The organism is Sorangium sp. So ce1504 (assembly GCF_051521635.1).
Lineage (GTDB): Bacteria > Myxococcota_A > Polyangia > Polyangiales > Polyangiaceae > Sorangium > Sorangium cellulosum_B.
Genome location: NZ_CP150365.1, coordinates 8,851,755 through 8,877,222, shown reverse-complemented (window position 1 = coordinate 8,877,222; position 25,468 = coordinate 8,851,755). Strand labels below are relative to the sequence as shown.

Here is a 25,468-nt window from a genome sequence, read left to right as displayed (position 1 = left end):
ACAGGCAATCCCGGATTGGACGCCCCCGTGCGCGGCTGCGGCTCATCGTTTCTGGTGGCAGTTGATGTCGACTCGGCATCACAGCCCGGGTTGGATCGCCGGCCGCCACTCAGGTGGAGCGGCTGGACCTCGCGAGGCGCCGGCGCAGCTGCGCGGTGGCGAGCGCCCCGAGGGCGAGCAGCCAGGCCGGCGCGCCCTGGCTGCCTGGCGTCATGCGGCAGCCGCCGCCCCCTCCTGCGCTCGGGAGGTCGCCGCCGCCGCTGCTCTGCGCGCCGGTTGCGCCGGTGCCGGCGCTGCTGGCGTCATCGCCGCCGGCGGCGGTCGTGCTGGTCGTGGTGGATGTGGCGCCAACTTCACTGCTGGCACCTCCGCCGTCGCCGCCGGTGGCAGCGCCGCCTTCGCCACCGCCACCGCTGGTCGGGTCGCCGCCACCACCGCTGGTCGCATCGCCGCCGGCGCCGCTGGTTGAATTTGCGCTGGCACTGCCGGTTGCGCTGCCGCCGCCACCGCTGTTCGCGCCGCCGCCACCGCTGTTCGCGCCGCCGCCACCGCTGTTCGGGTCGCCGCCACCACCGCTGTTCGCGCCGCCGCCGACGCCAGCGCTGATGCCACCGCCGTCACCGCTTGTGGCCGTGCCTCCCGCCCCGCCGTCGCCGCCCGTACCGCTGCCCGCGCCGCCGCCCGCGCCGTCTCCGCTCGTGCCGCCTCCACCCGGCACGCAGGCGCCCGCCTGGCACGCCCCGCCCGACGCGGGCTGCGCCGGGACATAGAGCCACGCATGGTCGATCTTCTGATACGGCTCGGCCAGAGAGCCGGCGGCGCCGCCGGCGATCAGGACACGACCGTCGTTGAGCAGCGCCGTCGCGTGGCCGTGGACCATCACGGCCAGCGCCGGCCCGAGCGCCCAGGTGTCGCTCGCCGGATCGTAGAGCTCGACGGCGAGGGCCCCATCGTTCACGTCCTGCGAGCTGCCCGCGACCATGACCCTGCCGTCGGCGAAGAGCACCGCTCCATGAGCTCTCCGCGCCGTGGCCATCTCCGTCGCCGAGGCCCACGTGTCGGTCGCAGGATCGTAGATCTCGGCCGTCTTGCCGCTGTCAGCGCCCCAGCTTCCGGCCACGAGCACCCGGCCGTCTGGAAGCCGCGTCGCCGTGTGCCGCATGCGAGCCCAGCGCATCGAGGCGACGGGCGTCCACGCGTCGGTCGCCGGGTCGTACACCTCCGCGCTCGTCAGGTGGTGCTCCGGTCTCTCGGAGGGATACCCGTCAGCGCCGCCCGCGACGAGGACCCGGCCATCCTGAAGCAGCGTCGCCGAGTGGCCCTGTCGCGCAACGTTCATGGGCGCTCTCGCGGTCCACGTGTCGGCGACCGGATCGTAGATCTCGACCAGGACGCCGCCGGGACCGCCGGGCTGGTCGCCGCCGGCGACGAGCACCAGGCCGTCCTGGAGCAGCGTGGCCGTGTGACCGAAGCGCGGCGCGACCGTGGACGCGGCCGGCGTCCACACGCCCGTCGCCGGGTCGAAGCGCCTCGTCGGCGCGGGGCCATAATCGGGGTACACGAACGGGCTGTCGCCGATCACCAGGACCGTCCCGTCCGGAAGCAATGTGGGCGTCAGCAAGCTCCGCAAGCCGTCGATCGGTTCGGTCGGCGCCCACGCGCCCGTGCTCGGATCGTAGCGGGTCCAGACACGCCGAGTTTCGTTCCGGCCGGGCACCGGGGCCCCGCCGATGACGAGGACCGTCCCGTCCAGGAGCACCGTGGTCTGCAACCCGGAGAGGATGGAGCGGTCGATCCGCGCCGTCTCCTGCCACCGATCCTTGGTGCCCGGGAAAGCGCAGGGGGTGCCGTCCGGCAGCGCGGGTCCGGGCGCCGCGCACCCGGCCGCGGGGTCGCACGCCGGCGCCTCGTGGCACTCGTCGGCGGGCAGGCACACCACGAGGCTCGACCCCACGCAGGCCCCGCCCACGCAGGCGCTCGCCGTCGAGCACACGTCGCCGTCGCCGCATGGCGTCCCGTCCGGCGCCGCCGCGCCCCCGACGCACGCGCCCGCCTCGCAGACCCCGCCCGCGAGGCACGCGTCCGCGTCGTCACAGGCGACGCCCGTGACCGGCGTGCAGGCGCCGTCCTGCGACGCGCCTGACGCGGCCGCGCAGGCGTCGCAGGGGCCGTCGCAGCGCGCGTCGCAGCACACCGAGCCCGCGCAGAAGCCGCTGCCACAGTCGCTGTCCGTCGCGCAGCCCGCGCCGAGCGGCGAGCGCTCGTGGAAGAGCACGGCCGAGGCCGTCGGGGTCGTGGCGTCGACGTACCCGCCGGCGATGAGCACGCTGCCGTCCCTGAGGACCGTCGAGGAGTGGAGCGCGCGCGCCAGGGTGACCGGCGATTCCAGGTCGAGGCTCGACCAGGCGAGGGTCGCCTCGTCGAAGAGCGCCTTCGTCCCGTAGAACGGAACTCTGTACGTGCTCGTACCGTACGTGCCGCAGGTCTCCAGGCCTCCGGTCAGCAGCACCTTCCCGCTCGGGAGCAGCGATGTGCGCGTCCCCCGGACGCTCCATCCCGGGGCCGTCTCGCACGACGAGGCCGGAGCATAGGGCCCGGACGTCGCCGCCCAGCGGTCCTCTTCGGGGAAGTAGACCTGCGAGAAGGCGTGGACCGCCGGGTCGGGACCGAAGAGGGTGCCTCCCGTGACGAGGACACCGCCGCTCGCGAGCGTCATCGCGTCAGGGTACCTGTACGCCGACGTCGGCAGCACCGACCCGTGCTCGTAAGTCCAGAGCCGGGTCTCCAGGTCATAGATGCTGCAGCGGCTCCCGACCGACATCACCCGCCCGTCGTGGAGCAGCGTCGCGCTCACGGGGTTGATCGTCGAGTCGAGGCAGAAGGCCGTTTCCGTCCAGGAGCGCGACGCCGGGTCGTAGACGGCCGCGTTCATCTCGTCGATGAACAGCAAGTTGGACCAGGCCATGCCGACCAGCACGGGCCTGCCGTCGACGAGCACCATCGAGGGCACGGGGTGGGGCTTGGCCAGGTTCGCCACCTTGGTCCAGGTGTCGTTCGTCGGGTCATACAGCTCCGCCGAGCCGAGCTCTGTCCCGCTCTGCTCGCTTCTGAGCCGGCCGCCCGCCACGAGGACCTGGCCGTTCGGCAGGAGGACGGCCGCGTGACCGCGCCGGCCCTGGTAGAGCGGCGCCGCAGGCGCCCACGTCCTGGTGGCGGGGTCGTAGATCTCGACCGCCGTGAGGCCCACCGCCGTGCGCGCTGCGTACGGCGTCCCGTCGTCCACCTCCGTGAATCCACCCGCGACGAGCACGCGGCCGTCCTGGAGCACCGTGGCCGAGTGCTCGGCCCGCGGGGTGATCATCGAGGGCACGGCCTCCCACGACGGCGTGCTGGCCGCCCACGCGGCGCCCGCGGGCAGCGCCACGAGCCCGCAGGCGAGGGCGGCTCCGAACCTCCAACTCGATCGCATGGTCCTCTTGGCCTCCGCGGCCTCTGTTGCGCGGGGTCGCGTGAACATTCACCGCGCGCGGAATATCCCGTCCGTCGGCGGAGGGGGCGGCGCGCGGACAGGAGGTGTCGTGTTCGATCTCCTCCCTGCCGCGCGCCGCAATCGCGTCCGGGGCGAGGCCTCAGCGCCCCTCGACGCTGCGCCCCGTGCGCTCGCTATCGGATCGTCGGCGCCCCCCGGAGCTGGCGCACGCGGGATGCGGCGCCTGGACGTCGGGGGCTACGCGTCTTTGGCAAGAGACTTTCCTTCTGCTTCGAGGGCAGCCTTGATGACCCCGATCGCCTTGGGGCCCACGCCATGAAGCGCCATGAGCTGGGCTTCCGTGAGCCGAGCGACCTGGTCCAGGCGAGAGACGCCGGCCGAAGCGAGCGCCCGCAGCGCTGGCTTCCCGATGCCCTTCGGAAGTGGAGATTCCGGTCGTTCTTTCGTTCTGCTCGGCATGCGCCTCGTTCCATGTCGGTCGTCGCCTGGGTCGCTGGCGCTCAGCTTCGCCGGTGAGCCCCAGCGTCATGAACACGTACAGCATGTCGAGGACAGCGACCGTGGTACAACATCGCAGCGTTCCCGGGCCGGGGTAGCAGCGGCCGGGGCCGTGCCGCACCCGGCGAGCCTCCGGCGGACGGCGGCGCGACCGGACCCAGGTCCCTGTTGCCGAGCATGGCAGTCCTCGAGGAGCCCGTCGCATGAACGCCGACGCCATCGTCCTGCAGACGCCGCCTGGCGCACCGTTCACCTTCGGAGTCACCGTCGACGGCGGGGGGCCGCGCAGCTTCCAGGTGACCGAGCCGGGGCAGGACACGCGGCGTTATGAGCTCGCCCGGGTGGAGCAGACGGACTACCTCGACCTCTTCGAGGCGCTGGCGCGCGACCTCGGGACCCGCATGCCGCTCGCCCGCACCCCGCCGCCGCCGCGGAAGTGCGGGGCGCCGCTGCGGCCCCTGCTGACCGAGTCCATCGCGCCGGAGATCCTCTACGGCTATGGCGACCCGTGCGTGGTGCGGGTGGGCGAGCGCGCGTGGCGCTTGCTCGTGACCTCGAACGACGCGCCGAACGCCTTTCCCATCCTGGCCTCGAACGACCTGACGACCTGGCGGTTGACCGGCTTCGTCTTCCCGGAGGGGCGCGCGCCGGCCTGGACGCTGACCGGCCGCAACCAGGCGGATTTCTGGGCGCCGGAGATGCACCGGGTCGGGAACGAAACCTGGCTCTGCTTCACGGCCCGCATGCACGACCGCTCGCTCGCGATCGGCCTCGCCCGAGGCGCGAGCCCGGACGGCCCCTTCGAGGCGGAACACGCGCCGATCGTCACCGGGGACGTGATCGACGCCCACATCCTCGTCGACGCCCACGGCGCGCCCTGGCTGGTCTGGAAAAAGGATGACAACGGCGTGTGGCCCCGCCAGCTGGCCGCCTTGCTTCACCGGGAGCCCGCCCTGGTGCGCGAGCTGTTCGTGGCCCGCAAAGACCAGCGCACAGCGGTCCTGGCGCTGACGCTGTGGCCGTGGGTGGCGACGCTCGATCCCATGGAGCAATTCTTCGTCCTGCAGCCGCTGATCGAGGCGGCGACCGCGGAGTTCACGGGGTTCGCGGGGCGGCTGGAGGAGCTGCGGGCGCGGGCGTGCGGCGCGGAGGCGGAGGAGATCGCCGGGATATCGCGGGCGCTCAGGACCCGCATCTACGCCCAGCGGCTGTCGGCCGACGGCCGCAGGCTGGAGGGGGAGCCCGCCGTCATCCTCGAGAACGACCAGCCCTGGGAAGCGCACCTCATCGAGGGCGCCTGGATCACCCAGGAGGGCGGGCGCTATTATCTGCTTTACGCCGGCAACGACTTCTCGACCGCGAACTACGGCATCGGCGCGGCCGTGGCGGACGCCCCCACGGGCCCGTACCGCAAGTCGTCGGAGGTCTTCCTGAGCTCCAGTGAAGAATGGTGGGGGCCAGGGCACCCGTCCGTGGCCGTGGGCGCCGACGGGCGCCACCACGTGTTCCTGCACGCCTTCCGCCCGGGGGTGGCAGGGTACAAGGCGTTCCGGGCGCTGCTTGCCGCGCCGATCCGCTTCGAGGGCGGCGTCGTCTCGCTGGACACGTCGGTATGGCCGGCGGCGCGACCCGACCCAGGTTGAGGTGACCGCCTGCTACGTGTGCGGCGCGTGAGATCACGCCGAGGTCTCGCGACGCGTATTCGGCCCCTTCGCCGCACGTCTCCACTCGCCGGGCGACTGTCCGGTCTTCTGCCGGAAGAGCTTCGAGAAGTGCTGTGGGTGCTCGAATCCGAGCGCGTAGGCCACCGCGCTCGCGCTCGCGTCCGACGCGAGGAGCCGTGCCTTGGCGGCCTCGATGAGGGCTCGGTGGATGTGGTCGCGCGCGCTCGTTCCTGTCTCCGCGCGGAGGAGATCGCTCAGGTAGTCGGGCGAGTACCCGAGCGCGCGCGCGCAGGATCGAACCGTGGGGAGCCCGCCTTCGACCTGCGCGGCCGACGCGAAGCACGCGTCGAGGTGGCGGTCGAGTCGCTCCGCCACGCCGCCCGCCCGCGCTCGGACCTCGAGCTGGCGCGCGTACGCGCGCTGGCAGTACGTGAAGAGGAGCTGGAGCTGCGCCGAGAGCACGTCCGGCGCGAACGAGTCGGGAGGGACCGAGGACTCGCGCTCGAGCTGCCGGACGAGGCCCGTGAACGTCTCTCGCTCCGGCCGTGTGAGGTGGAGCGCCTCGTGCGTCGCGTAGCCGAAGAACCGGTACTGGTGCATCGCGTCCGAGAGCGGCGTGTCGCGTAGCACGTCGGGGTGGAAGACGACGGTCCAGCCCTCACCCTCGTGAGCGAGCTCGCTCTCGCCGCCGATCGGCGTGATCACCTGGCCCGGTGACGCGAAGACGAGGATGCCCTCCTGCCCGTCGTGCACCTGTCGCCCGAACTCGGCGTGGCATTCGTCCCCGCGCTTCAGGCTGATCACGTAGAGCCCGGACTCGATGGGACGCCCGATGATCGGGATCTCGATGCGCAGCGGCTCCTGCCACGACGCGGCGATCACGGAGATCAGCGGATGCGCGGGCGGCGGGCGCCCGATGAGCCCGTGGATCTGCTCGATCGACCCGAGCCTCAGCGCGTCGCGTGTGCTCACGCGAATCGGGGTATCACGCGCCTACCTCGATCACAACGTTGCCCCGCTTGCGTCCCGTCTCGACGTACCTGTGCGCATCCGCGATGGCCTCGAGCGCGTAGCGCCGGTCGATGACCGGCCGGAGCGCTCCGCGCGCGACGAGCTCCGAGACCTCGGGGAGCGCGGTCTTCTTGTCGACGGACATTCCGAAGACGAGCTTCCTGCTCCCGAAGAGCCGGCTCCATGCGTCGCGCAGGTAGAGCTCGGCGCCCCCGACCGTGATCAGGTATCGGCCTCCGCGCGAGAGGCAGCGCCGCGCGCGCGCGAACGAGCTCGCGCCGACCGTGTCGAACACGACGTCGAACGCGTCGGCGCGCGCCGCGTAGTCGTCTCGCGTGTAGTCGACGACGTGGTGCGCGCCGAGCGAACGCACGAGCTCGGCGTTTCGCCCGCTGCAGACCGCCGTCACCTCCGCGCCGAGGTGCCGCGCGACCTGGACGGCCGCCGTGCCGATGCTCCCGGACGCGCCGACGATCGCGATCCGCTCGGCGGTCCGGAGCCGCGCCCGGTCGCGGAGGAAGTAGAGCGCGGTGGTCGGTCCGTCGACGAGCGAGCACGCTTCTTCGTGGCTCAGGCCGGCGGGGGCGTGCGCGATCGACGCGTCCTCGGACAGGCACACGTACTGCGCGTACCCGCCGGACCCGAACCCGGTGAAGCCGAACACGCGATCGCCGGGGCGGAACCGCGTGACGCGCCGGCCGACGCGCTCCACGGTGCCGGCGACCTCGATCCCGAGCACCCGGAAGCGCCGCCGCGGCCGGAAGAAGCCGAGTACGACCCGCGCCATGAGCGTGTCGCCTCGCCGCATCATCTGGCACGCCGCCGTCGCCGTGGTCGCATGCACTCGGATGCGCACCTGATCGTCCCGCGGCTCCGGCGCGGGCATCTCGCGCAGCTCGAGGACCGATGGAGAACCGTATCGCTCGTAGACGGCTGCCTTCATCTGCATGCAAAGCAGACTAAGGACGCGGCGGGGGGGCCCGAAAGCATCGGATCCGGGAAAGATGGATCTCTTTCCGGGATGTGCTCAGCGCGGGCGCGCCGGCGCGGGATCTCACGGGGCGATGCGCCACGCCCGAACCGCCCGGCGGGCCTGTCAGTCGGTCTCGGCGACGTCCGCGCGCTCGTACCTGTCCAGGTCCTCGCGGCAGCCTCCCTCCGGGATGCTATCGAGATCGATCCGGGTGGCCGCACGCGACGCCGGGCTGCGCTGCCGCCACAGGGTCGTCGCGTCGCGCCCCACCGCCTCGCACAGACCGTGGGTGATCGCCTCGAGCACGCCGTTGCCGGAGGCCAGGCCGTTCGAGCTCGCGACGAAGCCGGCCATGGTCCGGGTCTGGCCGTACCAGGCGAGCGGACACATTTCGGAGGGGATCGAGCGCTTCGGCGCTCACCAGAACTGATGGGACGACGATGTCCGCGCGATCCCTGCTCGGCGCGCGCCGGCGCCGCAAGCCCATCGTGGACGGCGGCGGCGTGCAAGGCGATCGATAATCCCATTGCCTCTACCAAGTGCGTAAAACGTTCTATCGATTTCCTGGGTAAATGAGTGAACCTAGAACTTCCTCCGGTGTTTCATCGACGACATGCGAATGGGCGCTCGTTGTGATTGCTGTTCCATGGCCTCTCGCTTCCATGGTCAGAATAGATTCCGGGCGATAGTAGGCCCACGGATGCTGGCTGTTGTAGTCTGATGGAACGTTCGTGCCGCGTCCGGTCGAATTGCGAGTCAGTCGAATGAATGACGTCAAATCAAGCTGAGCTATGAGTTTGTCGATCGGATCGACCGTGTCGAGACCTGAAAATGGGGTGCCGATGTGGGTGTCCAGGCCTAGCCCCGGATTTCTCGGGACAATCGCATGGATCGTGTCCCGATCCAGCACCCAATCGTATCTATATTCCGATCCGCCTTGTCCGGCGGCGCATTGCGCGAAAGACACCGGATGCGCGATCGAGCATGCTTTCAGTACCGCCTCGGCCGGTAGGCCTGCAAGCTTGACTGCGCCGTGTAATTCAATGGTTCCGCTTTGGTCCGTCCGGAAGCCTTTTATCCGGTTCGCCCGAAAAAATGCTCGACCGTCTTTGGCCTGAGCGGCAGTCATGTTCATTGTCCAATTCGGCTCGAGCTGGTCGCTGTGCACGCTCTCCCGGCTGTCGAAGGTGTAAACGTAGGTGGACGAATCTTCGAGGGGAGACGCTCCGAGCAATCGCTCGCGACGAAAGTAAATGGCTTGTCCCTCGTTGCCGTGCATGCAATCGAATGTCTCGTCGGGAAACCTGGCCATGAGCTCGCTCGGCGGCTCTGCGGCCATGTAATCTCGGCCGCTTGACGTGTGGACCGTCGTTGTGTCGTTGATGTTCGTGATGTACTCAATTGCGCTGAGGCGAAGATATCCCCATGCGTGTGTCGAGTTCTTTGAGAATGGAATTTTTGCGAATGGATCATCCCCTTGGATGGCGCTCAGCAAGGGTTCGATCGGGCGACTTTCCAGGTAGCGTCGTCCATGAAGTTCATTGAGGAGCGTTCCCTTCTCCTCTTGTAGTAGAAATTCGATGGCGAGAGGTCGAATGTAAAGAGGCGGGCGGTTGCCCGAGGAATGTGCCAGCGTGATGAATGTCATTGATGGCCCTCCTGAAATTTCAGGGGCCAGGCATCATAGGAACCTGGCGTCCGCAAGGTCAATCCTGCTGCGGGTTGACGCTGGCTGAGCACCACGCCGGTGAGATCGGTTCGCTCGCTCGATCCGGCGGCGAGCGGGCCCGACGCCCGTCAGATCGCGCCGCCGTCCTCGAAGCGTTGGTCCGGGGTCCGCGTCCACGGGTTTCCGTCCCCGACCGGTGAGGGCGCTCCCGGCGTTCGCGAGCCCGGGGGCGGCCGGCGTCGGCGATGCCCGGACGCCGGCGAGTTGGACTCTTGCGGTGTGGTGGACAGCGACGGGATGCGCGCCGATCCTCGCGAGCCGTGGGAGCCGAGCAGCGACGACGATGGCTACCGCTTGCCCTCGCCGCCTGCACCAGCGACCACGGTGACGGCCCGGATGTCAACGAATACCGGAGCCAGCTCGTCCTCGTGGCGGATCTCATGCGGCTGCCAGCGAGTCCTTGAATCCAGGCATGGCTTGAGGAGATGGATGATGCGTTGGAACCACATCGCGACGTGTGTGCTGCTGTGCTCTTCGCTCGCAGCGTGCATCGGCCCCGTGCAGGGCGGGAGCAACGGCGGCGGTGACGGCGGTGACGGCGGAGCCGGCGGCAGCGGCGGCGCCGGTGCTCAGGGCGGCTGCGACGATGACGGGGATGGCGGCAGCGGCGGCGGCGCGCCCGACCCGAGCGACACGGATCGCGACGGCGACGGATACGACGACGACATCGACAACTGCCCCGAGGCCCCGAACCACGGCCAGAGCGACGTCGATCGGGACGGGCTTGGCGACGCGTGCGATGACGACCTCGACGACGACGGCGTGCCCAACGCGGTCGACAACTGCGTCGCGGTCGGCAACGCCGACCAGGCGGACTTCGACCTTGACCTGTACGGCGACGCCTGCGACGACGATGACGACGACGACGGCGCCGTGGATGCGTCGGACAGCTGCCCGTGGGTCTCCAACGCCGACCAGGCCGACATGGATGGAGACGGCAGGGGCGACGCCTGTGACGACGACGTCGACGGCGACGGGGTCTCCAACACGCTGGACAACTGCCCCCACGTGGCGAACGCGGACCTGGCGGACTTCGACGGCGATGCCCTCGGGGACGTGTGCGACGAGGACGACGACGGCGATGGCGTGGCCGACCTGGAGGACAACTGCCCGTTCGACGTGAACCCGGACCAGCTCGACATGAACGGCAATCGGATCGGCGACGCCTGCGACCTGGGCATCGACGAGCGCGGCGGGGCATGCCTGGCCGTCGGGGTCGTCGATCCCGACCACGACACGAGCTGGCCGAACCCTGCCAGCCCCCCGAGCCCCGAGACCATCGACACGGCGAACTTCGGCCGGTACTACGGCGGGAGCGCCTCGGGGACGTCGATGCCGATCATGGGCATCCACGCGGAGTACCGGCTCAGCGACGGCAGCGCGTGGGGTGGCGGCGCCGGGAGCACCTCCCTGGGTCAGATGAGCCTCGGCTGGGTCACGGTCGAGGGCTCGACGATCCGCTATCACATGGTGCCGGAGAGCTTCCTCATCATCGAGAAGACCGACTACAACAGCGGCGACCACTCCGCCCACTTCCGCTTCGAGACGCTGGGGCCGCTGGTGATCGTCGCCGAGCGCGGGTCGACGGTCGGCACCCTCGAGACGGAGGCGCTCCTCGTGATGGACCGGCCCGCGAACTACCGCGATGATCGCTTCAACTACCTCTCCGCCCCGCTCTGCTCCGCCGTGCCGCTCACGGTGACCTACGAGCTCCGCGGGACGACATTCGAGGAGACCACGATGTCGGGCTCCTTCGAGTTCTACTCGGAGGCGACCTTCGACCTCAGCGGCCACCGGCCCTGAGGCGCTGCCGCGACGAGGCGCTCGCCCCCCCGGATCACGGCCGACCTCGAGCTTCCTGGCCCGCAGGAGGCCCTCGCCCCCGGCGAGGCGGTGAGCGTCGTTGTCGGCCAGGCGATCGATGGACGGAGTCGGGCGAGTCTCCTCGTCGCTTGACCCTGGCGGCGACGTGTCTTGTTCGGCGGGCTGTACCGCGCGCGGGATCGCGGCCTGTTCTGGCCGCGCATCAACGACATAGTCCGCGTCCGCCGGGCTTGCACGCCGAGGCTGGTGTCCTTGCCTCACCCATGGTATCAGTCTCTGCGCAGCGCTCCGTCATGGTGTGTCTCATCGCGTTGGAGCTGTGCGAAAGGTCGTAGATGCGAAGAATTCATATTGCTCTGGGCGTGCGTTCACTGACGGATTCCATTGCGGATTACACGCAGCGCCTGGCGGCCCAGCCGCACGTGATCGTGCCGGACCAGTACGCGCTCTGGCGCACCGACACGGTGAACTTCTCCATTCGTCAGATCCCCGCCGGCGAAGCTCCGGCGTTGCGTCATCTGGGCTGGGAGGACGACGCCGCCAGCGCCTTCTCGGACACGCGGGATTGCAATGGGATTGTCTGGGAGGAGTTCGGTCCCGAGCAGCAGTTGCAAGAGATCCTCGGGCTCTGGCCTGACGCCCAGATCAAGCGCTGACTCGGAGATGGCAACGAATCTGCCGGAAGGACGTAGACGGCTGGCGTCCCGAGGGACCCGCCTCGGCGGCCTGCGCAGCGGATCGGTCGCCGCGGGGACCGGCCGACGCTCGCGGACGCTCGTGAACCGGTCCATTCCAGCGCCGACGTGGCGCCCGCCGTACTGGAAGAGCACCGTCGTGCGCCGCAAGGCGCTTGGGGACGCTGCGTAGCCGCAAGAGCATCCCGGGCCAGACCAACGCCCGGAGGGCGACGTGTGCCCGCGGCACGTCGATGCGCCCCTTTTCGCGCTCTGCGCCGCGCGGGGCCCGCTCTTTCGACCCATGGACGAGGGACGATGCGTCGCGACGCGCGCGCTCCCGCCACTTCGGTTCGCCGCGCACCACGTTGCCCCGCCTTGCCTCGCCGTCCCACCCCGGGCAGGCTTTGCCCATGGGGCAGCCCGCCGAGAAGCAGCGCCGCGCCACGTACGCCGACCTCGAGGCCGTCCCGCCGAACAGGGTGGCGGAGCTCATTCGCGGCACCCTGCATGTGTTCCCCCGTCCGGCGCCGCGGCACGCGCGCGCAAGCTCGGGCCTGGGTGCCGAGCTGACCGGCCCGTTCGACCATGGCAAGGGCGGTCCGGGAGGCTGGTGGATCCTGGACGAGCCCGAGCTGCACTTCCCCGACCCGATGGCGCCTGGCGAGATCGACGCGCTCGTGCCCGACCTCGCCGGCTGGCGCCGCGAGCGCATGTCCGAGCTGCCGGAGACGGCGTATTTCGCGCTCGCCCCGGACTGGATCTGCGAGGTCCTGAGCCCGTCGACCGAGGACGTCGACCGCACGGAGAAGATGCCGATCTACGCGCGCGAGGGCGTGCGGTACGCGTGGCTGGTCGACCCGATCGCACGCACGCTCGAGGTGTCCTCTCTCGTGTCCGGTCGCAGCTGGGAGCGCGGTCCGATCCACCGCGACGCCGCGCGCGTTCGCGTCGCGCCCTTCGAGGCGATCGAGCTCGACCTTTCGGTCCTCTGGGCGAAGTAGTAGCTCCTCGGTTGCCTGGCGACGGGAGGTTCTGTTCGACGCTCTTGGTAGCGGGTCTCGTCGTGGTCGGTCAGCTGGGGCGGCGGCTCGGCGCTGGTGTAGCGGGGGCCCCGGGATCAGCGGCACCGAGACATCTCAGCCAGGAAACTGACTGAATCTAGACGGAATCTAGAGAATCAACTCTGTACTCTGGCTAAATGAAAGCTCCGCTCAGAATTGAATCTCTCGGATCCAGGTGATCGAAAGCCACAACGAGAGAATCGACTCTGGGAACCAGATCAATTTACCCAGGATCCAGAAAAAACGCTCAGGAATCGAGCGAAACGCCCCGCCCCGGCCCTGTCGGATCGATGATTTGTGGGCGCACGGCACCGGATCCGGCCATGCCGCGCGGGAGGACGAGGAGCGCGGCGCTTCAGCTCAGGGCGCCGCCGCTCCCTGCTCGCCCGGCGCAGCCTGCGGCGCGGGGGCGGGCGGCTGCGCGGCGGCGTCCTCCTGCGCCGGCGCATCCATGGCGCAGCGGAAGCCGATCCACGCGTGCGCGGTGACCGGCGCCGCGGCGGTGCGGTACGTGGCGGAGAGCTTCTCGGGGCCGTCCAGGAAGCTGCCGCCGCGCACGACCTTGAGCGGGAAGGACGGGTCGCCCTGCGGGTTCTCGCCGCCGGGCGGCGGGAAGACGAGGCCGTCCGAGACCCACTCGGACACGTTGCCGGCGAGATCGTAGACGCCCTCCGGGGTGCGATCGCTCGGGTGGGCGCCGGACGCGCAGGTCGAGACGTCGGCGCCGCGCGCGAGGCAGCCCTCGTTGCGATCGTAGCAGGCGCGCTCGCAGGCCGGCGCCTCGTCGCCCCAGACGAAGGCCCGGCCGGCAGCGCCGCGCGCGGCGACCTCCCACTCCGCCTCGGTGGGCAGCCGCCGGCCCCGGAAGCGGCAGTAGCTCTCGGCCTGGGAATAGTCGACGCAGTTGATCGGGTGCCCTGTCGCGTTGCGGGGCTCGTTGCAGCGCCGCGTCCAGAGCTCGACCTCCCGCTGCTCCTCTGGCGCCGCCGGCGCCTGCGCGCCGGGCAGGAGCTCGGGCGTCAGCGAGACGTGATCCGCCGTGGAGCACATGCGCTGCTGCATGCAGGCCCGGTAGGCGCGGACGGTCACCTCGTTGCGATCGATGTAGAACCCGCGGGTGAGCGTCACCTGGCGCGCCTCGCCCGCGGCGCCGATCGTGGTCGAGATGGGCCCGACGAAGACCATGTCCGCCGGCGGCGCCGCGGGCGCGGCGGGCTCGGCGGAAGGCGCCGCGCCCGAGGCGCTCGCGGTCGGCGCGGCGCTGGCGGGCGCCGGCACGCCCGCCGCGGTCTTCGCGGCGCGCCCGGCGGACGACGCCGCGGTGGCGCGTGCGGCCGGCGCCTTCGCCGGCTTCTTGTCGGGCGCCCGCGTCAGGACATACGCCGTGGCGCCGGCGCCGCCGAGCACGAGCGCCGCCACGAACCAGGGAAGCGCTGCGCGCGCGGCGCTGCGGCGCTGCGGCGGCGCTGCGACCGGCGGCGCGGCGTGCGGCGGTCCGCCCGCCGCGGCCTGAGGGTGCGGGGCCGCGCCGGGATGCGGGGCCGCGCCGGGATGCGGGGCCGCGCCGGCCGCAGGGGGGCTGGCGGGCGCGACCGTCTCGATCATGGAGTCCTCGACCTGCGCGGTCCTGGAGCCCCCCGTCGCCAGCGCGCCGCCCCCGTCTCTCGCCCGAGGCGCCGCGCCGCCCGTCGCGCCGGCGGCCGGCAGCCCGCTCGCGCCGGCGGCCAGCGGCCCGCTCGCGCCGTGGCTCACCTTGACGACGGCAGGCCGCACCGGGGCGGGCGCGTGCGCGTCGGCGAGCATCGTCGGCTCGCTCGGCCCGACGGCCACGCCGAGCCCCTGCGCGGCGGCGTACTCCGCGGTCGACTGCCCCGCCGCGTGCTCCGCCGAGGGGCCGCCGCGACCCGCGAAGGCCCCCGCGCGCTCGCCGTGCGCCGCGGCCGAGAGCGCGTCCCAGAACTCGCCTGCGCTCGTGAAGCGGTGCTTGGGCTCGATCGCGAGCGCCTTGTCGAGCACGCGCTCGATCGCCTCGGGCGCGTCCGGGAGCCCGCGCGCGCGCAGCGTCGGGCGCACCGCCGGATCGGCGGAGGCGACGTAGAGCTGCGTGGGGTCGTCCCCCTCGAGCGCGCGCCTGCCGCTCACGAGCTCGACAAAGATGAGCCCGAGCGCGAACACGTCGGTCCACGGGCCCGTCGCGCCGCGGGCCTTGTTGAACTGCTCGGGCGCGCCGTAGCGCGGCGTGAACGCGCTCGGCCCCTGCCGGGTCGCGGCGAGCGCCTCGGTGAACGTCGGGTGGTCGGACAGCACCTTGGCGATGCCGAAATCGAGCACCTTCAGCGTCCGCGCCCCGCCGACGTGGGTGAGGAACAGGTTCGCCGGCTTCACGTCCCGGTGCGCGACCTTGTGCGCGTGCGCGACGGCGAGCGCGCGCGCGGCCGGGGTGAGCAGCTGGATCGCCTCGGCGATCGACATGCCGGCCTCGCCCCGCTCGCGCCGCTCCCGGAGGTATTGCCCGAGCGTCTGGCCCTCCAGCCACTCCAGCACCAGGTAGGGCACCCACACGCCGGCCTGGGTGGTGAACGCGCCGACGTCGAGCGCCTGCACGATGCCCGAGGTGGCCCGCGACAGCCGGTGCAGGATCCGCCCCTCGCCCCGCAGCGTCTCGAGCAGCGCGTCGCGCTCCGCGGCGTCGAGCGAGGCCGGCAGCTTCAGGCACTTGATCGCGATGAGCTCGCCGAAGCCCTCGTGCATCCCCCGGTAGACGACGCCGAACCCGCCGTCGCCGATGACGGCGGCGACGCGGTACTTCCCCTCGATGGTCTGCCCCGAGAGGCCAAACGGATCGTCGGACGGCTCCGCCATGCCCCGCTCCTAGCGCGTCGCCGTGCCCAGGCAAAGGGGCTTCCGCGCCGCCCGCCACCGCAAGCTCGCGCGCGCTTGCATCGGCTCGCACCTGCTTGCATGCGCTCGCTCAGCCTGCGTCCGCGCAGCGCTCGGTTTGTACTTGGTCTGCGTCCGGCTTGCGTCCGGCTTGCATCCGGCGGCCCGCGGCCCCATGCCGACGCCGATGAAGACGCCGCGAGCGCTCGTGATCCTTGCCGAGGGAGCCGAGGAGATGGAAACGACGATCATCGTTGATGTCCTGCGCCGCGCCGAGGTCGAGGTCGTCCTCGCCGGGCTCGATGGCCCGGGCCCGGTGCGCTGCAGCCGAGGCGTGCGCCTCGTGCCGGACGCTGATCTCTCGGCGGTGACGGGCGACTTCGACGTGGTGGTCCTCCCGGGCGGCAAGGGCGGGGCCGACCGGCTCGCCAGCTCGCCGGCCGTCGGGGAGCGCCTTCATGCGCAGGCGCAGGCGGGCCGGGTCGTCGCGGCGATCTGCGCCGCGCCGATCGCGCTCGCGGCGCACGGGCTCTTCCAGGGCCGCAGGATGGCGTGCCACCCGTCCGTGAACGACGTGGTGTCGGCGCACGGCGAGCTCCTCGCGAGCCCGGTCGTCGAGGACGGGCTGCTCGTCACGAGCCAGGGGCCGGGCACCGCGATGGCGTTCGCGCTCGCGCTCGTCGCGCGGCTCCGGGGCGAGGAGATCGCCGAGAAGGTGCGCGCGCCGATGATGCTGACGGACTGAGCGAGATCGGCGCTCGGTCGGCCGAAGTTCCTCTGGGCAATCAAGGACGTTGGATCTGCTTTCCGCAGTCACGGAGGTCGAGATGAAGCTTATTTCCAAGAGCGCAATTGTTACCGGGGGTGGTCAGGGGATCGGTCTCGAGATCGCGAAAGACCTCATGAGTCGCGGCAGCAACGTGCTGCTCTTCGGCCGGACGGCGGCGAAGGTCGAGGCGGCGGCCGAGGCGCTGAACCGAGCGGCCGACGGCCCGGCGCGCGCGCTGCCCTTCCTGGGCGACGCGTCCCGCGCCGAAGACGTGTCGCGCGCCGTCGAGGCGGCGACGTCGGCGTTCGGATTGCCGGGGATCCTCGTGAACAACGCGGGGATCGCCACGCTCGCGCTCCTGACGGACCTGCCGGAGGAGGATTTCGACAGCGTCCTCGGCACCAACCTGAAGGGCCCCTTCCTCTTCATGAAGGCGGTCGCCCGCGGCCTCATCGCCGCGAAACAGCCGGGCGCCTTCGTCAACATCAGCTCCATCAACCAGGTGCTGGCGACCGACGGCCTGTCGCATTACTGCGCCTCCAAGGCGGCCCTCGCGCAGCTCACCAAGGTGGCCGCGTCCGAGCTCGGCCGCCACGGCATCCGGGTGAACGTGGTGGCGCCGGGGCTCATCCGGACCCCGCTCGTCGACGACTTCGGGCTCACGGCGGGGCTCAGCGCCCAGAGGTTCCTCGAGCGCACGCCGCTCGGGCGGATCGGGGAGACGACCGACGTGGCGCCCGTGGTCTCGTTCCTCTGCAGCGAGGAGTCGCGCTGGATCACCGGCGATACGGTGTTCGTCGACGGCGGGAACAACCTCCGTGGGCTGCACAGCTACTGGGACACGCTGAACGCCAGCGTCTGAGGGCCGCGCGTCTCCGAGGGGGCTCCTCCGGACGGCACCATCGGGCTCTCTGGCGTCGTGGAGCCTTGCATCGACCCGGAGCCCCGAGGCGCCGCCGATGCGGCCGAGCCCTCTTGCTCGCGGCCTTCGCGGGGCATGGGCGGGGGCCTGCGCCCGTCCGGCGACCCACCGCCGCCCTTCCCCTTCGTTTGCCGGACCACTGTCGCCCGCGGATGGCCTTATACTCCGCCGCGTGCTGCCGCTGCTCGCCCTGACCGTCATCGTCGTGCTGTGCCTTGGCTACCGCTTCTACGGGCGGATCGTCGCGCGCAACTACGCGCTCGACGACGGCGCCGTGACGCCCGCGGTCAAGGTGAACGACGGTGAGGACTACGTCCCCACGAAGCCGTTCTACCTCTTCGGGCAGCACTTCAGCGCCATCGCCGCCGCCGGGCCGATCGCCGGCCCCATCCTCGCCGGCCAGGCGTTCGGATGGCTCCCGTGCATCCTCTGGATCGCCATCGGCGTCGTGTTCATCGGCGCGGTGCACGACTTCTCCGCGCTCATCGCGAGCGTCCGCCACGAGGCGGAGAGCGTCGCCGAGATCGCGAAGCGGCACATCGGCCGGCGCGCCTGGCTGTCGATGATGATCTTCATCTGGCTCGCGCTGTCCTACGTGATCGTCGCCTTCACGGACATCACGGCGAGCACCTTCGTCGGCAAGACCGAGGAGTTCGAGGGCGGCGCGTTCCAGTTCAACCCCGGCGGCGCCGTCGCCGCGGCGAGCGCCGCCTACCTCGGCCTCTCCATCGTCATGGGCCTGGTCGAGCGGTATCTCAAGCCGCCGCTCTGGCTCACCACGCTCCTCTTCGTGCCCGCGACGCTCGGCGTCGTCTGGCTCGGCACGAAGATCTCGACAGCGTTCGTCCTGCCGCTCGACAACCCGCAGCGCGCGTTCGGCCTCATCATCCTCGTCTACTGCCTCATCGCCTCGCTCCTGCCGGTCTGGCTGCTCCTCCAGCCGCGCGGCTACCTGGGCGGGTTCGTCCTCTACATCGCGCTCGCGGTCGGCGTGATCGGCATCTTCTTTGGAAACCTCCGTTACCCCGGGGAGTTCGAGCTGCGGCAGCCCGCGTTCACCACGTTCAACACCGGCGGCGCGACCGGCATGCTCTTCCCGTTCCTGTTCGTCACCATCGCCTGCGGCGCCTGCTCCGGCTTCCACGGGCTCGTCTGCTCGGGGACGACGTCGAAGCAGATCTCGAAGGAGACGCACACCCACCCGGTGGGCTACGGCGCGATGCTGGCCGAGGCGTTCGTCGCGCTGATCGCGCTCGCGACGCTCGTCATCGTGGCGCAGGGGACGAAGCTGCCCGGGCCGGGCAAGATCTACGGCGACGGGATCGGCAAGTTCCTCACCGTCATCATCGGCAAGGAGCACTTCCTGTTCGCCGCGACGTTCGGCGCCATGGCGTTCTCCACCTTCGTGTTCGACACGCTCGACGTCTCGACGCGCCTCAGCCGCTACATCCTCCAGGAGCTCTTCAACTGGAAGGGGCGCGTGGTGTCCGCGGCCGCGACCGCGATCTCGCTGGCGCCGCCCACGCTGTTCATCATGACCGCGCGCCCGCCCGCGCCCGGCGTGCGGCCCGCGTACCTCGACTTCTGGACGCTGTTCGGCACGAGCAACCAGCTGCTCGCGGCGCTGACGCTCCTCGCGGTCACCGTCTGGCTGCACCGCGAGAAGCGGCGCATCTGGTACACGGCGATCCCGATGGTGTTCGTCATGACGATCACGGTGTGGGCCCTCATCCTCCAGGTGCGGACCGCGTTCGCCGCCGTGCGGACCGAGGGGCTCGCGCTGAACGCGACGACGATGAACGGCGTCGTGGGGCTCGCGCTGATCGGGCTCGCTGTGTCGCTGATGGTCGAGTCGGTGAAGGCGCTGAAGAACGGCCCGGCCACCGAGCCGGCGCTCCGCGACGCTCGTACCAGCGGCGGGGGGGAACCGCTCTAGCGATCACCCGGCGGCGGCGCGCTGCCGCAGGCGCGCCTCGGCCAGCCGCTCGGCGGCGAGCTGCGGCGAGACGCCGTCGCTCGCCGCGATCTCGAGGACCCTGAGGACCGTGTCGTAGATCGCCTGGACGCGCCGGTGGACCTCGGCGCGGGACCAGCCGAAGAGATCCGCGCCGCCGCTCAGCACGCCGCCTGCGTTGGCCACGACATCGGGGACGTAGAGGACGCCGCGGGCGGCGAGCGCGTCGCCGTGGCGCGGCTCGAGGAGCTGGTTGTTGGCCGCGCCCGCGACGATCTCGGCCCGCAGATCCTGCACGGCGCGGTCGTCGAGGACGCCGCCGAGCGCGCACGGGGCGAAGATGTCGGCCGGGGCCGAGGCGATCGCGTCCGGCGGCACGATCGTGGCGCCGAGCTCGGCGGCGACGTGGCGGGCGCGATCCGGGTCGACGTCCGCGACGAGCAGCCGCGCGCCCAGGCGGTGGAGCTCCGCCGCGAGCCGGGCGCCGACGCTGCCGCAGCCCTGGAGCGCGACGGTCCGGCCCGCGAGCTCGTCGCTGCCCCACCGGTGGCGGGCCCCGGCCTGGATCGCGCGGAGCACGCCCCGCGCGGTCCACGGCGACGGGTCGCCACCCTCGCCGGCGAGGCCCTTCACGTGGCACGTCTCGCGCCGGATGAGCTCCATGTCCGCGGGGGTGGTGCCCACGTCCTCGCCCGTGATGAACCTGCCGCCGAGGCGCTCGATGAAGCGCCCGTGCGCGCGGAACAGCCGCTCCCGGTCGAGCGGCCCCGCGCCGCTGCGGAGGACGACCGCCTTGCCGCCGCCGACGTCCATCCCGGCGAGCGCGTTCTTGTAGGTCATCCCGCGCGACAGGCGCAGCGCGTCCACCAGCGCCTCCTCGTCGCTCGCGTACCCGAGGAGCCGCGTCCCGCCGAGCGCCGGGCCCAGCGCGGTGCTGTGGATCGCGATGATCGCGCGGTAGCCCGCGGGCTCGTCCGCGCAGAACAGCACCTGCTCGTGCCCCATGGCGGCAAGGGTGTCGAACACGCTCTTCATGCCGCGCCGAGCGTACCATTCCGCGGCGGCCGCCAGGGCCGGCGCGCTCGGCGGGCGTCCCGCGCCGAAGCGGCCTGTCGGGCCGGGGCGGTCGGGGGCGGCGGGACCCGTCCGCCCTCACAGGTCCGAAAAGCGCCAGAGCCGCGGCGGCACCCGCGCTACGACGCCTGCATGCGGATCGACGAGGACGCGTGCTACCGCGCGCTCGAGACCCGCGACCGTCGCTTCGACGGTCGCTTCTTCACGGGCGTGCGCTCGACGGGCATCTACTGCCGCCCGATCTGCCCCGCGCGCACGCCGAAGCGCGAGCGCTGCGTGTTCTTCCCCTCGGCGGCCGCCGCGCAGGAGGCCGGCTACCGCCCGTGCCTGCGCTGCCGCCCCGAGGCCTCGCCCGGGACGCCCGCGTGGCTGGGCACGTCAGCCCTCGTCTCGCGGGCGCTCCGGCTCATCGCGGAGGGCGCGCTCGACGACGCGGACGCCCCGGCGCTCGCGGCGCGGCTCGGCGTGGGCGAGCGCCACCTGCGCCGGCTCTTCCTGCGGCACGTCGGCGCCTCCCCGCTCGCGGTGGCGCAGACGCGGCGCCTGCTCTTCGCGAAGAAGCTCCTCGACGAGACCGCGCTCTCCATGACCGAGGTGGCGCTCTCGTCGGGCTTCTCCAGCGTCCGCCGCTTCAACGACGCGATCCGCGCCGCCTACGAGCGCTCGCCGCGCGAGCTGCGAAAGGCCGTGTCGAAGCGGGGCGGGGGAGGGGAGGGTGGGGGCGGGGCGGGCGGCGCGCCGGACATCGCGCTCCGCCTCCCGTTCCGGCCGCCGCTCGACTGGGGCGCGCTCGCGGGCTTCCTCGGGGCGCGCGCGATCCCCGGCGTGGAGTCGGCGGGCCCCGGCGCGTACCGCCGCACGGTGCGCGTCGCCGGCGGCCACGGCGTCGTCGAGGTGCGCCCGGCGCCCGGCGAGCCGTACCTCCTCGCGCGGCTGCGGCTGCCCGGCACGGAGGGGCTCATCCACTGCGCGGAGCGGCTGCGGCGGCTCTTCGACCTCGGCGCCGATCCCGACGCGATCGCCGCGCACCTCGGGGCCGATCCGCGGCTCGCCCCGCGGGTCCTCGCGATGCCGGGCGTGCGCGTGCCGGGCGCGTGGGACGGCTTCGAGCTCGCGGTGCGGGCGATCCTGGGCCAGCAGGTGAGCGTCCGCGCCGCGACGCAGCTCGCGGGCCGCCTTGTCGAGCGGCACGGCGAGCCGCTCGCGGTCCGCGGCGGCCTGCCCGAGGGCGCCGAGGGGCTCCGCTTCGTCTTCCCGGCGCCCGAGGCGCTCGCCGCGGCCGATCTGACGGACCTCGGCCTGCCGCGCGCCCGCGCCGCGACGATTGCGGCGCTCGCGGCGCGCGTGGCCTCCGGTGAGGTCGCGCTCGACGCCTCGCGCGGCTTGGAGGAGACGGTGCGCGCGCTCTGCGCGGTCCCTGGCGTCGGCGCGTGGACCGCGCACTACATCGCGATGCGCGCGCTGCGCGAGCCGGACGCGTTCCCGGCCACGGATCTCGGCCTGCGGCGCGCGCTCGGCGGCGTCTCCGGCGCGGATCTCGCGGCGATGGCGGAGGCGTGGCGCCCGTGGCGCGCCTACGCCGCGGTGCTGTTGTGGACGGCGGACGCGCAGGGCGCGCGGCCCGTAGAGACGGAGGTATCGGATGGATCTCTCGCTGGATGAGGTGGAGTCGCCTGTCGGGGTCATCCTCTTGGCCGCCGGGGGCGGCGCGATTCACGCGCTCGATTTCGCGGATCACGCGCAGCGCCTCCGCGGCTCGCTGGAGGCGCGGTATGGCGCCGTCGCGCTGCACGGCGCCGCCGATCCCGGCGGCTTCTCCAGCCGGATGAAAGCCTATCTGTGCGGCGATCTCGGCGCGCTCTCAGGCATCCCGGTCGAGCCCGGCGGCACGCCGTTCCAGCGCCGCGTCTGGGCGGAGGTCCAGCGCATTCCTCCCGGCGCGACGCGCTCCTACGGCGAGGTCGCGGCGTCCCTCGGGCAGCCGTCGGCGTCCCGCGCGGTGGGCCTGGCGAACGGCAGGAACCCGGTCTGCCTGGTCATCCCCTGCCACCGCGTCGTTGGCGCCCGCGGCGACCTCACGGGCTACGCGGGCGGCATCGAGCGGAAGCGGTGGTTGCTCGCGCACGAGGGCGCCTCAGGGGAAGCAGGAGAGCGGCTCCTCCGCCACTAGGAAGAAGCCGCACTCCGTCGCGTCGGAGCAGCTATAAAACGCGTCGAGCTCCTCGCCGCACTGGCCCTCGCACAGTTTGTCGATGACCCCGCGGCAGCGCTCCACGACGCAGCAAGACGCCACGGACAGGCTCCGCTGGCACATCCGCGACGTGCAGGCCTGGATCTGATGGTCGACGCAGCCGGCGCAGTCGAACGACACACCGCGGTACGCGCGGGGAGCCGTGGTGTCCGCCGCGAAGCAGTCGTCGACACACGAGCTCACCGTGCACGCGTCGATGCACGGCTCCGTGTCGGCCGAGCACCGCGGGAGGTGGGTGTCCGGCAGCGCCTCGATCGGCTCCGCGCACGCCTTCACGACGCACGTGCCGCCCTCCCCACACTCGCTGAGGACGTCCCGGCAGCTCACGCCGTCGCAGCAGGGCTCGCCGACATCGCCGCACGCCGTGCAGGCGCCGTCGATGCAGTCCATCTCGCCGCACGCCTCGCCGCACGCGCCGCAGTTGCGCTCGTCCTCGGAGAGGTCGACGCACGTGGACCCGCACAGCGCGAGGCCATCCGCGCACGTGCACTGCCCGCCGACGCAGGTCGTGATCGAGGGACACGGCGCCCCGCAGGCGCCGCAGTTCTCCGGGTCGGACTGAACGTCGATGCAGTGGAACCCCGTGGCGGACTCGAGCGGACAGTACCCCTGCCCGGCCGGGCACTCGCAGCGCCCGCTCACGCAGCGCGCGCCGTCGGCGCCGCAGAGGGCGCTGTCCTCGCCCTCGTCGGCCGCGCCGTTGCAGTTGTTGTCGGCGCCGTCGCACAGCTCGGTGAGCGTCGGGGCGTTGCGCGGATCGGCATCGTCGCAGTCCGCGCCGCCGCAGATCACGGGCAGCGCGTCGTCCCCGTCGCCGTCCAGCCCCTCGAAGACGCATTGCCGGAGCGACTCGTTGCAGCGCTCTTCCTGGGTGCACGGATCCGCGTCCACGCAGTCGGCCGGCGTCGCGCACGCCTTGTCGTTGACGCAGGCGCCCCTCGCCCGATCACAGCGCCCGCCCGGACAGCGGGTGTCGTCCGCCTCCGACGCGCACCGACCGCCGACGCAGCGATCGACCGTACAGGGGACGCCGTCCGCGCAGTCCTGCGCGCTCTCGCAGGGATCGCCTGACCCTTGCTGCGGGGCGCTGCCCTTGCAGCTCGCGAAGAGCAGCGCCGTCGACGCGACCAGCGAGGACAGACGAAAGAGAAAGGCGAACCGGCGTCTCAGCAGGGAGGTTTTCACGAGGGCGCTCCCTCGACGATAGGTTCGACCTCGACCTCCGCTCAAGCCGAGCGCCGCTTTGCGACGGCGCGCCTCGAGGAGCGCCCCCGCCTACTGCTTCTTCGGCCCCAGGAGCGCCGCGATCGTCGGATAGTCGCCGTCCTCGACGGCGCCCTGGATCACGCACGTCACCTGCCCGCTCGGCGCCGCGATCGCGTGGATCGGCAGCTCGGTCGTCTCCTTCACGCCGAGCGGCCGCAGCCACCCGGCCCGCTGGGGCCCGTCGGGCAGCCAGTACGAGGCGCGCACCCCCGTGCCCGGCTGCGCCTCCAGGAACCGCGACAGCTGCCGCTCGTCGTCGTCGATCGAGACGAACGCCAGGTCGACGAGCACGCCGGCCGCCCGCAGCTTCTGCTGCCACCCGAGCAGCCGCGGCATCTCCTCCAGGCACGGCTTGCACCACGCCGCCCAGAAGTTCACCCACACCCATTTGCCGACGCCGAACCCGATGTTCGCCGGCAGCTTCTCCGCGCCGCCGGCGGCGACCGCCGTGAGCCCGCCCGACGAGGGCGCAGGCCGCGGAGACTGCCCCGCGCACAGGAGCCGCGGCGCGGCCGGCGCCGCCTCCGCCGTGGCGCTCGCCGGCGCCTTGGCGCTCGCGGGCGCCGCGGCCCCCGGCGCCGTCACCGCGTTGCTCCGCCCCTGGCCGGGCGTCGGGGGCGGCGGCAGGTCGGCCTTCCTGTCCGCGTCGCACCCGCCCGCGAGCCCCGCGGCCACGGCGAGGGCCACGAAGGCGCCCCGGAGGGCGCTGCTCCTCCTCGCGGAGCTCACAGCTGACAGTCCACCCATGAGACGAAAGCGCTCCGGTTGATGGCCTCCGCCGCACATGCCTTGTTCTTGCGCGAGACGTTCCATTGGCAGTATTCCGCGCCGAGCTGCGCGAACTCGTTCCCGAGCCACAGCATCCCGACCTTCTTGTCCAGGTCCTGCTCCTTGAACTTGTCGGAGATGTCGAAGAACGCGCTGTTCGCGCGCTTGTGCGACAGCGTCCGGTTGAACTCCGGCGTCCCCGTCTTCGACGCGCGAGCGACGATGAAGAAATAGCGGGCGCCCCGCCGGTCGAGCCACATCTCCTCGAGCATCTTCTTCCCGTCGTCGTCGAGCTTCTCCGAGCCGTCGTCGAACATCACGACCCCGCCGCGCTGCTTCAGCGGCGTGAAGAGCGCGTTGAAGTCGTCGTCGCTGATCGACGCGAGCGTCTTCACGTCGGCCGGCTGGCAGCCGCGCCGCGCCTCCGCCCCGACCAGGCCGCACGCGTTGAGCACCCGCTGCAGCACCGTCTTGAACGCGGGCGTGCAATACGGCGCCTCGGCGTCGTTGGCGATGGCCACGGCCGGCTTCACCGCCGCGGCCACACCCGTCTTCAGGCGCTGCGACGCGGCCTGCACCTCGCTGTGCACCGTCACCCCGGACGCGACCAGAAGCGCGCACCCGGCCACGATCCCGATGATCCCTGCGCCTCTCATG

Annotated in this window: 20 protein-coding genes; 9 read left to right on the top strand and 11 right to left on the bottom strand. The window is 71.9% G+C overall.

What is annotated here, in order from left to right; all coding sequences use genetic code 11:
* Nucleotides 1-109: 109 nt before the first annotated feature.
* Nucleotides 110-3,469, bottom strand: a complete 3,360-nt coding sequence (locus tag WMF39_RS33430; protein WP_437740525.1) for a Kelch repeat-containing protein — start codon at nt 3,467-3,469, stop codon at nt 110-112.
* 258 nt (nt 3,470-3,727) lie between these two features.
* Nucleotides 3,728-3,949: a helix-hairpin-helix domain-containing protein gene (locus WMF39_RS33425; RefSeq protein ID WP_437740524.1), complete on the bottom strand. Its 222-nt coding sequence runs from the start codon at nt 3,947-3,949 to the stop codon at nt 3,728-3,730.
* Between the two features lie 242 nt (nt 3,950-4,191).
* On the opposite strand from WMF39_RS33425, the gene WMF39_RS33420 reads away from it, so the two are divergent.
* Entirely contained in the window at nt 4,192-5,631 is a 1,440-nt protein-coding gene (locus WMF39_RS33420; RefSeq protein ID WP_437740523.1) for a family 43 glycosylhydrolase, read from the top strand.
* 33 nt (nt 5,632-5,664) lie between these two features.
* Here WMF39_RS33420 and WMF39_RS33415 read toward each other — a convergent pair whose 3' ends face one another.
* The 4 genes from WMF39_RS33415 to WMF39_RS33400 form a co-directional block, all read right to left on the bottom strand.
* Nucleotides 5,665-6,624: a helix-turn-helix domain-containing protein gene (locus tag WMF39_RS33415; RefSeq protein WP_437740522.1), complete on the bottom strand. Its 960-nt coding sequence runs from the start codon at nt 6,622-6,624 to the stop codon at nt 5,665-5,667.
* Nucleotides 6,625-6,637: 13 nt separating this feature from the next.
* Entirely contained in the window at nt 6,638-7,606 is a 969-nt protein-coding gene (locus WMF39_RS33410; protein WP_437748058.1) for an NAD(P)-dependent alcohol dehydrogenase, read from the bottom strand.
* A 153-nt stretch (nt 7,607-7,759) separates the two neighbouring features.
* Nucleotides 7,760-8,038, bottom strand: coding sequence for a YcaO-like family protein (locus WMF39_RS33405; protein WP_437748057.1), 279 nt, complete (start codon nt 8,036-8,038; stop codon nt 7,760-7,762).
* Nucleotides 8,039-8,189: 151 nt separating this feature from the next.
* A complete protein-coding gene (locus WMF39_RS33400; protein ID WP_437740521.1) occupies nt 8,190-9,284 on the bottom strand; it encodes a hypothetical protein in 1,095 nt (364 codons plus the stop codon).
* A 513-nt stretch (nt 9,285-9,797) separates the two neighbouring features.
* Here WMF39_RS33400 and WMF39_RS33395 point away from each other — a divergent pair.
* The 3 genes from WMF39_RS33395 to WMF39_RS33385 all read left to right on the top strand — a co-directional run bounded on the left by WMF39_RS33395 (nt 9,798) and on the right by WMF39_RS33385 (nt 12,867).
* The gene (locus tag WMF39_RS33395; protein ID WP_437740520.1) at nt 9,798-11,168 is read left to right on the top strand and encodes a thrombospondin type 3 repeat-containing protein; all 1,371 of its coding nucleotides are present in this window, start codon (nt 9,798-9,800) and stop codon (nt 11,166-11,168) included.
* A gap of 356 nt (nt 11,169-11,524) precedes the next feature.
* Nucleotides 11,525-11,845 (top strand): hypothetical protein, encoded by a 321-nt coding sequence (locus tag WMF39_RS33390; protein WP_437740519.1) that lies wholly within the window; start codon nt 11,525-11,527, stop codon nt 11,843-11,845.
* 431 nt (nt 11,846-12,276) lie between these two features.
* Nucleotides 12,277-12,867 carry a Uma2 family endonuclease gene (locus tag WMF39_RS33385; protein WP_437740518.1) on the top strand — a complete coding sequence of 197 codons (591 nt, stop codon included), beginning with the start codon at nt 12,277-12,279 and terminating at the stop codon, nt 12,865-12,867.
* A gap of 420 nt (nt 12,868-13,287) precedes the next feature.
* Here WMF39_RS33385 and WMF39_RS33380 read toward each other — a convergent pair whose 3' ends face one another.
* Nucleotides 13,288-15,789, bottom strand: a complete 2,502-nt coding sequence (locus WMF39_RS33380; RefSeq protein ID WP_437740517.1) for an SUMF1/EgtB/PvdO family nonheme iron enzyme — start codon at nt 15,787-15,789, stop codon at nt 13,288-13,290.
* 205 nt (nt 15,790-15,994) lie between these two features.
* On the opposite strand from WMF39_RS33380, the gene WMF39_RS33375 reads away from it, so the two are divergent.
* The 3 genes from WMF39_RS33375 (at nt 15,995) to WMF39_RS33365 (ending at nt 19,434) form a co-directional block, all read left to right on the top strand.
* On the top strand, nt 15,995-16,552 hold the full coding sequence (locus WMF39_RS33375) for a DJ-1 family glyoxalase III (RefSeq protein WP_437740516.1): 558 nt from the start codon (nt 15,995-15,997) through the stop codon (nt 16,550-16,552).
* Nucleotides 16,553-16,634: 82 nt separating this feature from the next.
* Complete coding sequence (locus WMF39_RS33370) at nt 16,635-17,438, top strand: SDR family NAD(P)-dependent oxidoreductase (protein ID WP_437740515.1); 804 nt, start codon at nt 16,635-16,637, stop codon at nt 17,436-17,438.
* A 232-nt stretch (nt 17,439-17,670) separates the two neighbouring features.
* Nucleotides 17,671-19,434, top strand: a complete 1,764-nt coding sequence (locus tag WMF39_RS33365; protein ID WP_437740514.1) for a carbon starvation CstA family protein — start codon at nt 17,671-17,673, stop codon at nt 19,432-19,434.
* Between the two features lie 3 nt (nt 19,435-19,437).
* Here WMF39_RS33365 and WMF39_RS33360 read toward each other — a convergent pair whose 3' ends face one another.
* Nucleotides 19,438-20,487, bottom strand: coding sequence for a Glu/Leu/Phe/Val dehydrogenase dimerization domain-containing protein (locus tag WMF39_RS33360; RefSeq protein ID WP_437740513.1), 1,050 nt, complete (start codon nt 20,485-20,487; stop codon nt 19,438-19,440).
* Between the two features lie 171 nt (nt 20,488-20,658).
* Between WMF39_RS33360 and WMF39_RS33355 the strand changes: the two genes are divergently transcribed.
* Nucleotides 20,659-22,188 carry an AlkA N-terminal domain-containing protein gene (locus WMF39_RS33355; protein ID WP_437740512.1) on the top strand — a complete coding sequence of 510 codons (1,530 nt, stop codon included), beginning with the start codon at nt 20,659-20,661 and terminating at the stop codon, nt 22,186-22,188.
* The gene (locus WMF39_RS33350; protein WP_437740511.1) at nt 22,169-22,696 is read left to right on the top strand and encodes a methylated-DNA--[protein]-cysteine S-methyltransferase; all 528 of its coding nucleotides are present in this window, start codon (nt 22,169-22,171) and stop codon (nt 22,694-22,696) included. The genes WMF39_RS33355 and WMF39_RS33350 overlap by 20 nt, the downstream gene beginning before the upstream one ends.
* On the opposite strand, the gene WMF39_RS33345 is transcribed toward WMF39_RS33350, so the two are convergent.
* The 3 genes from WMF39_RS33345 to WMF39_RS33335 all read right to left on the bottom strand — a co-directional run bounded on the left by WMF39_RS33345 (nt 22,661) and on the right by WMF39_RS33335 (nt 25,467).
* Nucleotides 22,661-23,962, bottom strand: a complete 1,302-nt coding sequence (locus WMF39_RS33345; protein WP_437740510.1) for a MopE-related protein — start codon at nt 23,960-23,962, stop codon at nt 22,661-22,663. The genes WMF39_RS33350 and WMF39_RS33345 overlap by 36 nt on opposite strands.
* 90 nt (nt 23,963-24,052) lie before the next feature.
* Nucleotides 24,053-24,772: a thioredoxin-like domain-containing protein gene (locus tag WMF39_RS33340; RefSeq protein ID WP_437740509.1), complete on the bottom strand. Its 720-nt coding sequence runs from the start codon at nt 24,770-24,772 to the stop codon at nt 24,053-24,055.
* The gene (locus WMF39_RS33335; RefSeq protein ID WP_437740508.1) at nt 24,769-25,467 is read right to left on the bottom strand and encodes a hypothetical protein; all 699 of its coding nucleotides are present in this window, start codon (nt 25,465-25,467) and stop codon (nt 24,769-24,771) included. Before WMF39_RS33335 ends, WMF39_RS33340 begins: the two co-directional genes overlap by 4 nt.
* Nucleotide 25,468 lies beyond the last annotated feature (1 nt).

Excerpts from the sequence above, each read along its gene's own strand:
- WMF39_RS33350 (WP_437740511.1), top strand. The coding sequence starts at position 22,169 with ATGGATCTCTCGCTGGATGAGGTGGAGTCGCCTGTCGGGGTCATCCTC.
- WMF39_RS33425 (WP_437740524.1), bottom strand. The coding sequence starts at position 3,949 with ATGCCGAGCAGAACGAAAGAACGACCGGAATCTCCACTTCCGAAGGGC.
- WMF39_RS33390 (WP_437740519.1), top strand. The coding sequence starts at position 11,525 with ATGCGAAGAATTCATATTGCTCTGGGCGTGCGTTCACTGACGGATTCC.
- WMF39_RS33400 (WP_437740521.1), bottom strand. The coding sequence starts at position 9,284 with ATGACATTCATCACGCTGGCACATTCCTCGGGCAACCGCCCGCCTCTT.
- WMF39_RS33360 (WP_437740513.1), bottom strand. The coding sequence starts at position 20,487 with ATGAAGAGCGTGTTCGACACCCTTGCCGCCATGGGGCACGAGCAGGTG.
- WMF39_RS33370 (WP_437740515.1), top strand. The coding sequence starts at position 16,635 with ATGAAGCTTATTTCCAAGAGCGCAATTGTTACCGGGGGTGGTCAGGGG.
- WMF39_RS33395 (WP_437740520.1), top strand. The coding sequence starts at position 9,798 with ATGCGTTGGAACCACATCGCGACGTGTGTGCTGCTGTGCTCTTCGCTC.
- WMF39_RS33420 (WP_437740523.1), top strand. The coding sequence starts at position 4,192 with ATGAACGCCGACGCCATCGTCCTGCAGACGCCGCCTGGCGCACCGTTC.
- WMF39_RS33410 (WP_437748058.1), bottom strand. The coding sequence starts at position 7,606 with ATGAAGGCAGCCGTCTACGAGCGATACGGTTCTCCATCGGTCCTCGAG.
- WMF39_RS33335 (WP_437740508.1), bottom strand. The coding sequence starts at position 25,467 with ATGAGAGGCGCAGGGATCATCGGGATCGTGGCCGGGTGCGCGCTTCTG.
- WMF39_RS33380 (WP_437740517.1), bottom strand. The coding sequence starts at position 15,789 with ATGGCGGAGCCGTCCGACGATCCGTTTGGCCTCTCGGGGCAGACCATC.
- WMF39_RS33385 (WP_437740518.1), top strand. The coding sequence starts at position 12,277 with ATGGGGCAGCCCGCCGAGAAGCAGCGCCGCGCCACGTACGCCGACCTC.
- WMF39_RS33375 (WP_437740516.1), top strand. The coding sequence starts at position 15,995 with ATGAAGACGCCGCGAGCGCTCGTGATCCTTGCCGAGGGAGCCGAGGAG.
- WMF39_RS33430 (WP_437740525.1), bottom strand. The coding sequence starts at position 3,469 with ATGCGATCGAGTTGGAGGTTCGGAGCCGCCCTCGCCTGCGGGCTCGTG.
- WMF39_RS33355 (WP_437740512.1), top strand. The coding sequence starts at position 20,659 with ATGCGGATCGACGAGGACGCGTGCTACCGCGCGCTCGAGACCCGCGAC.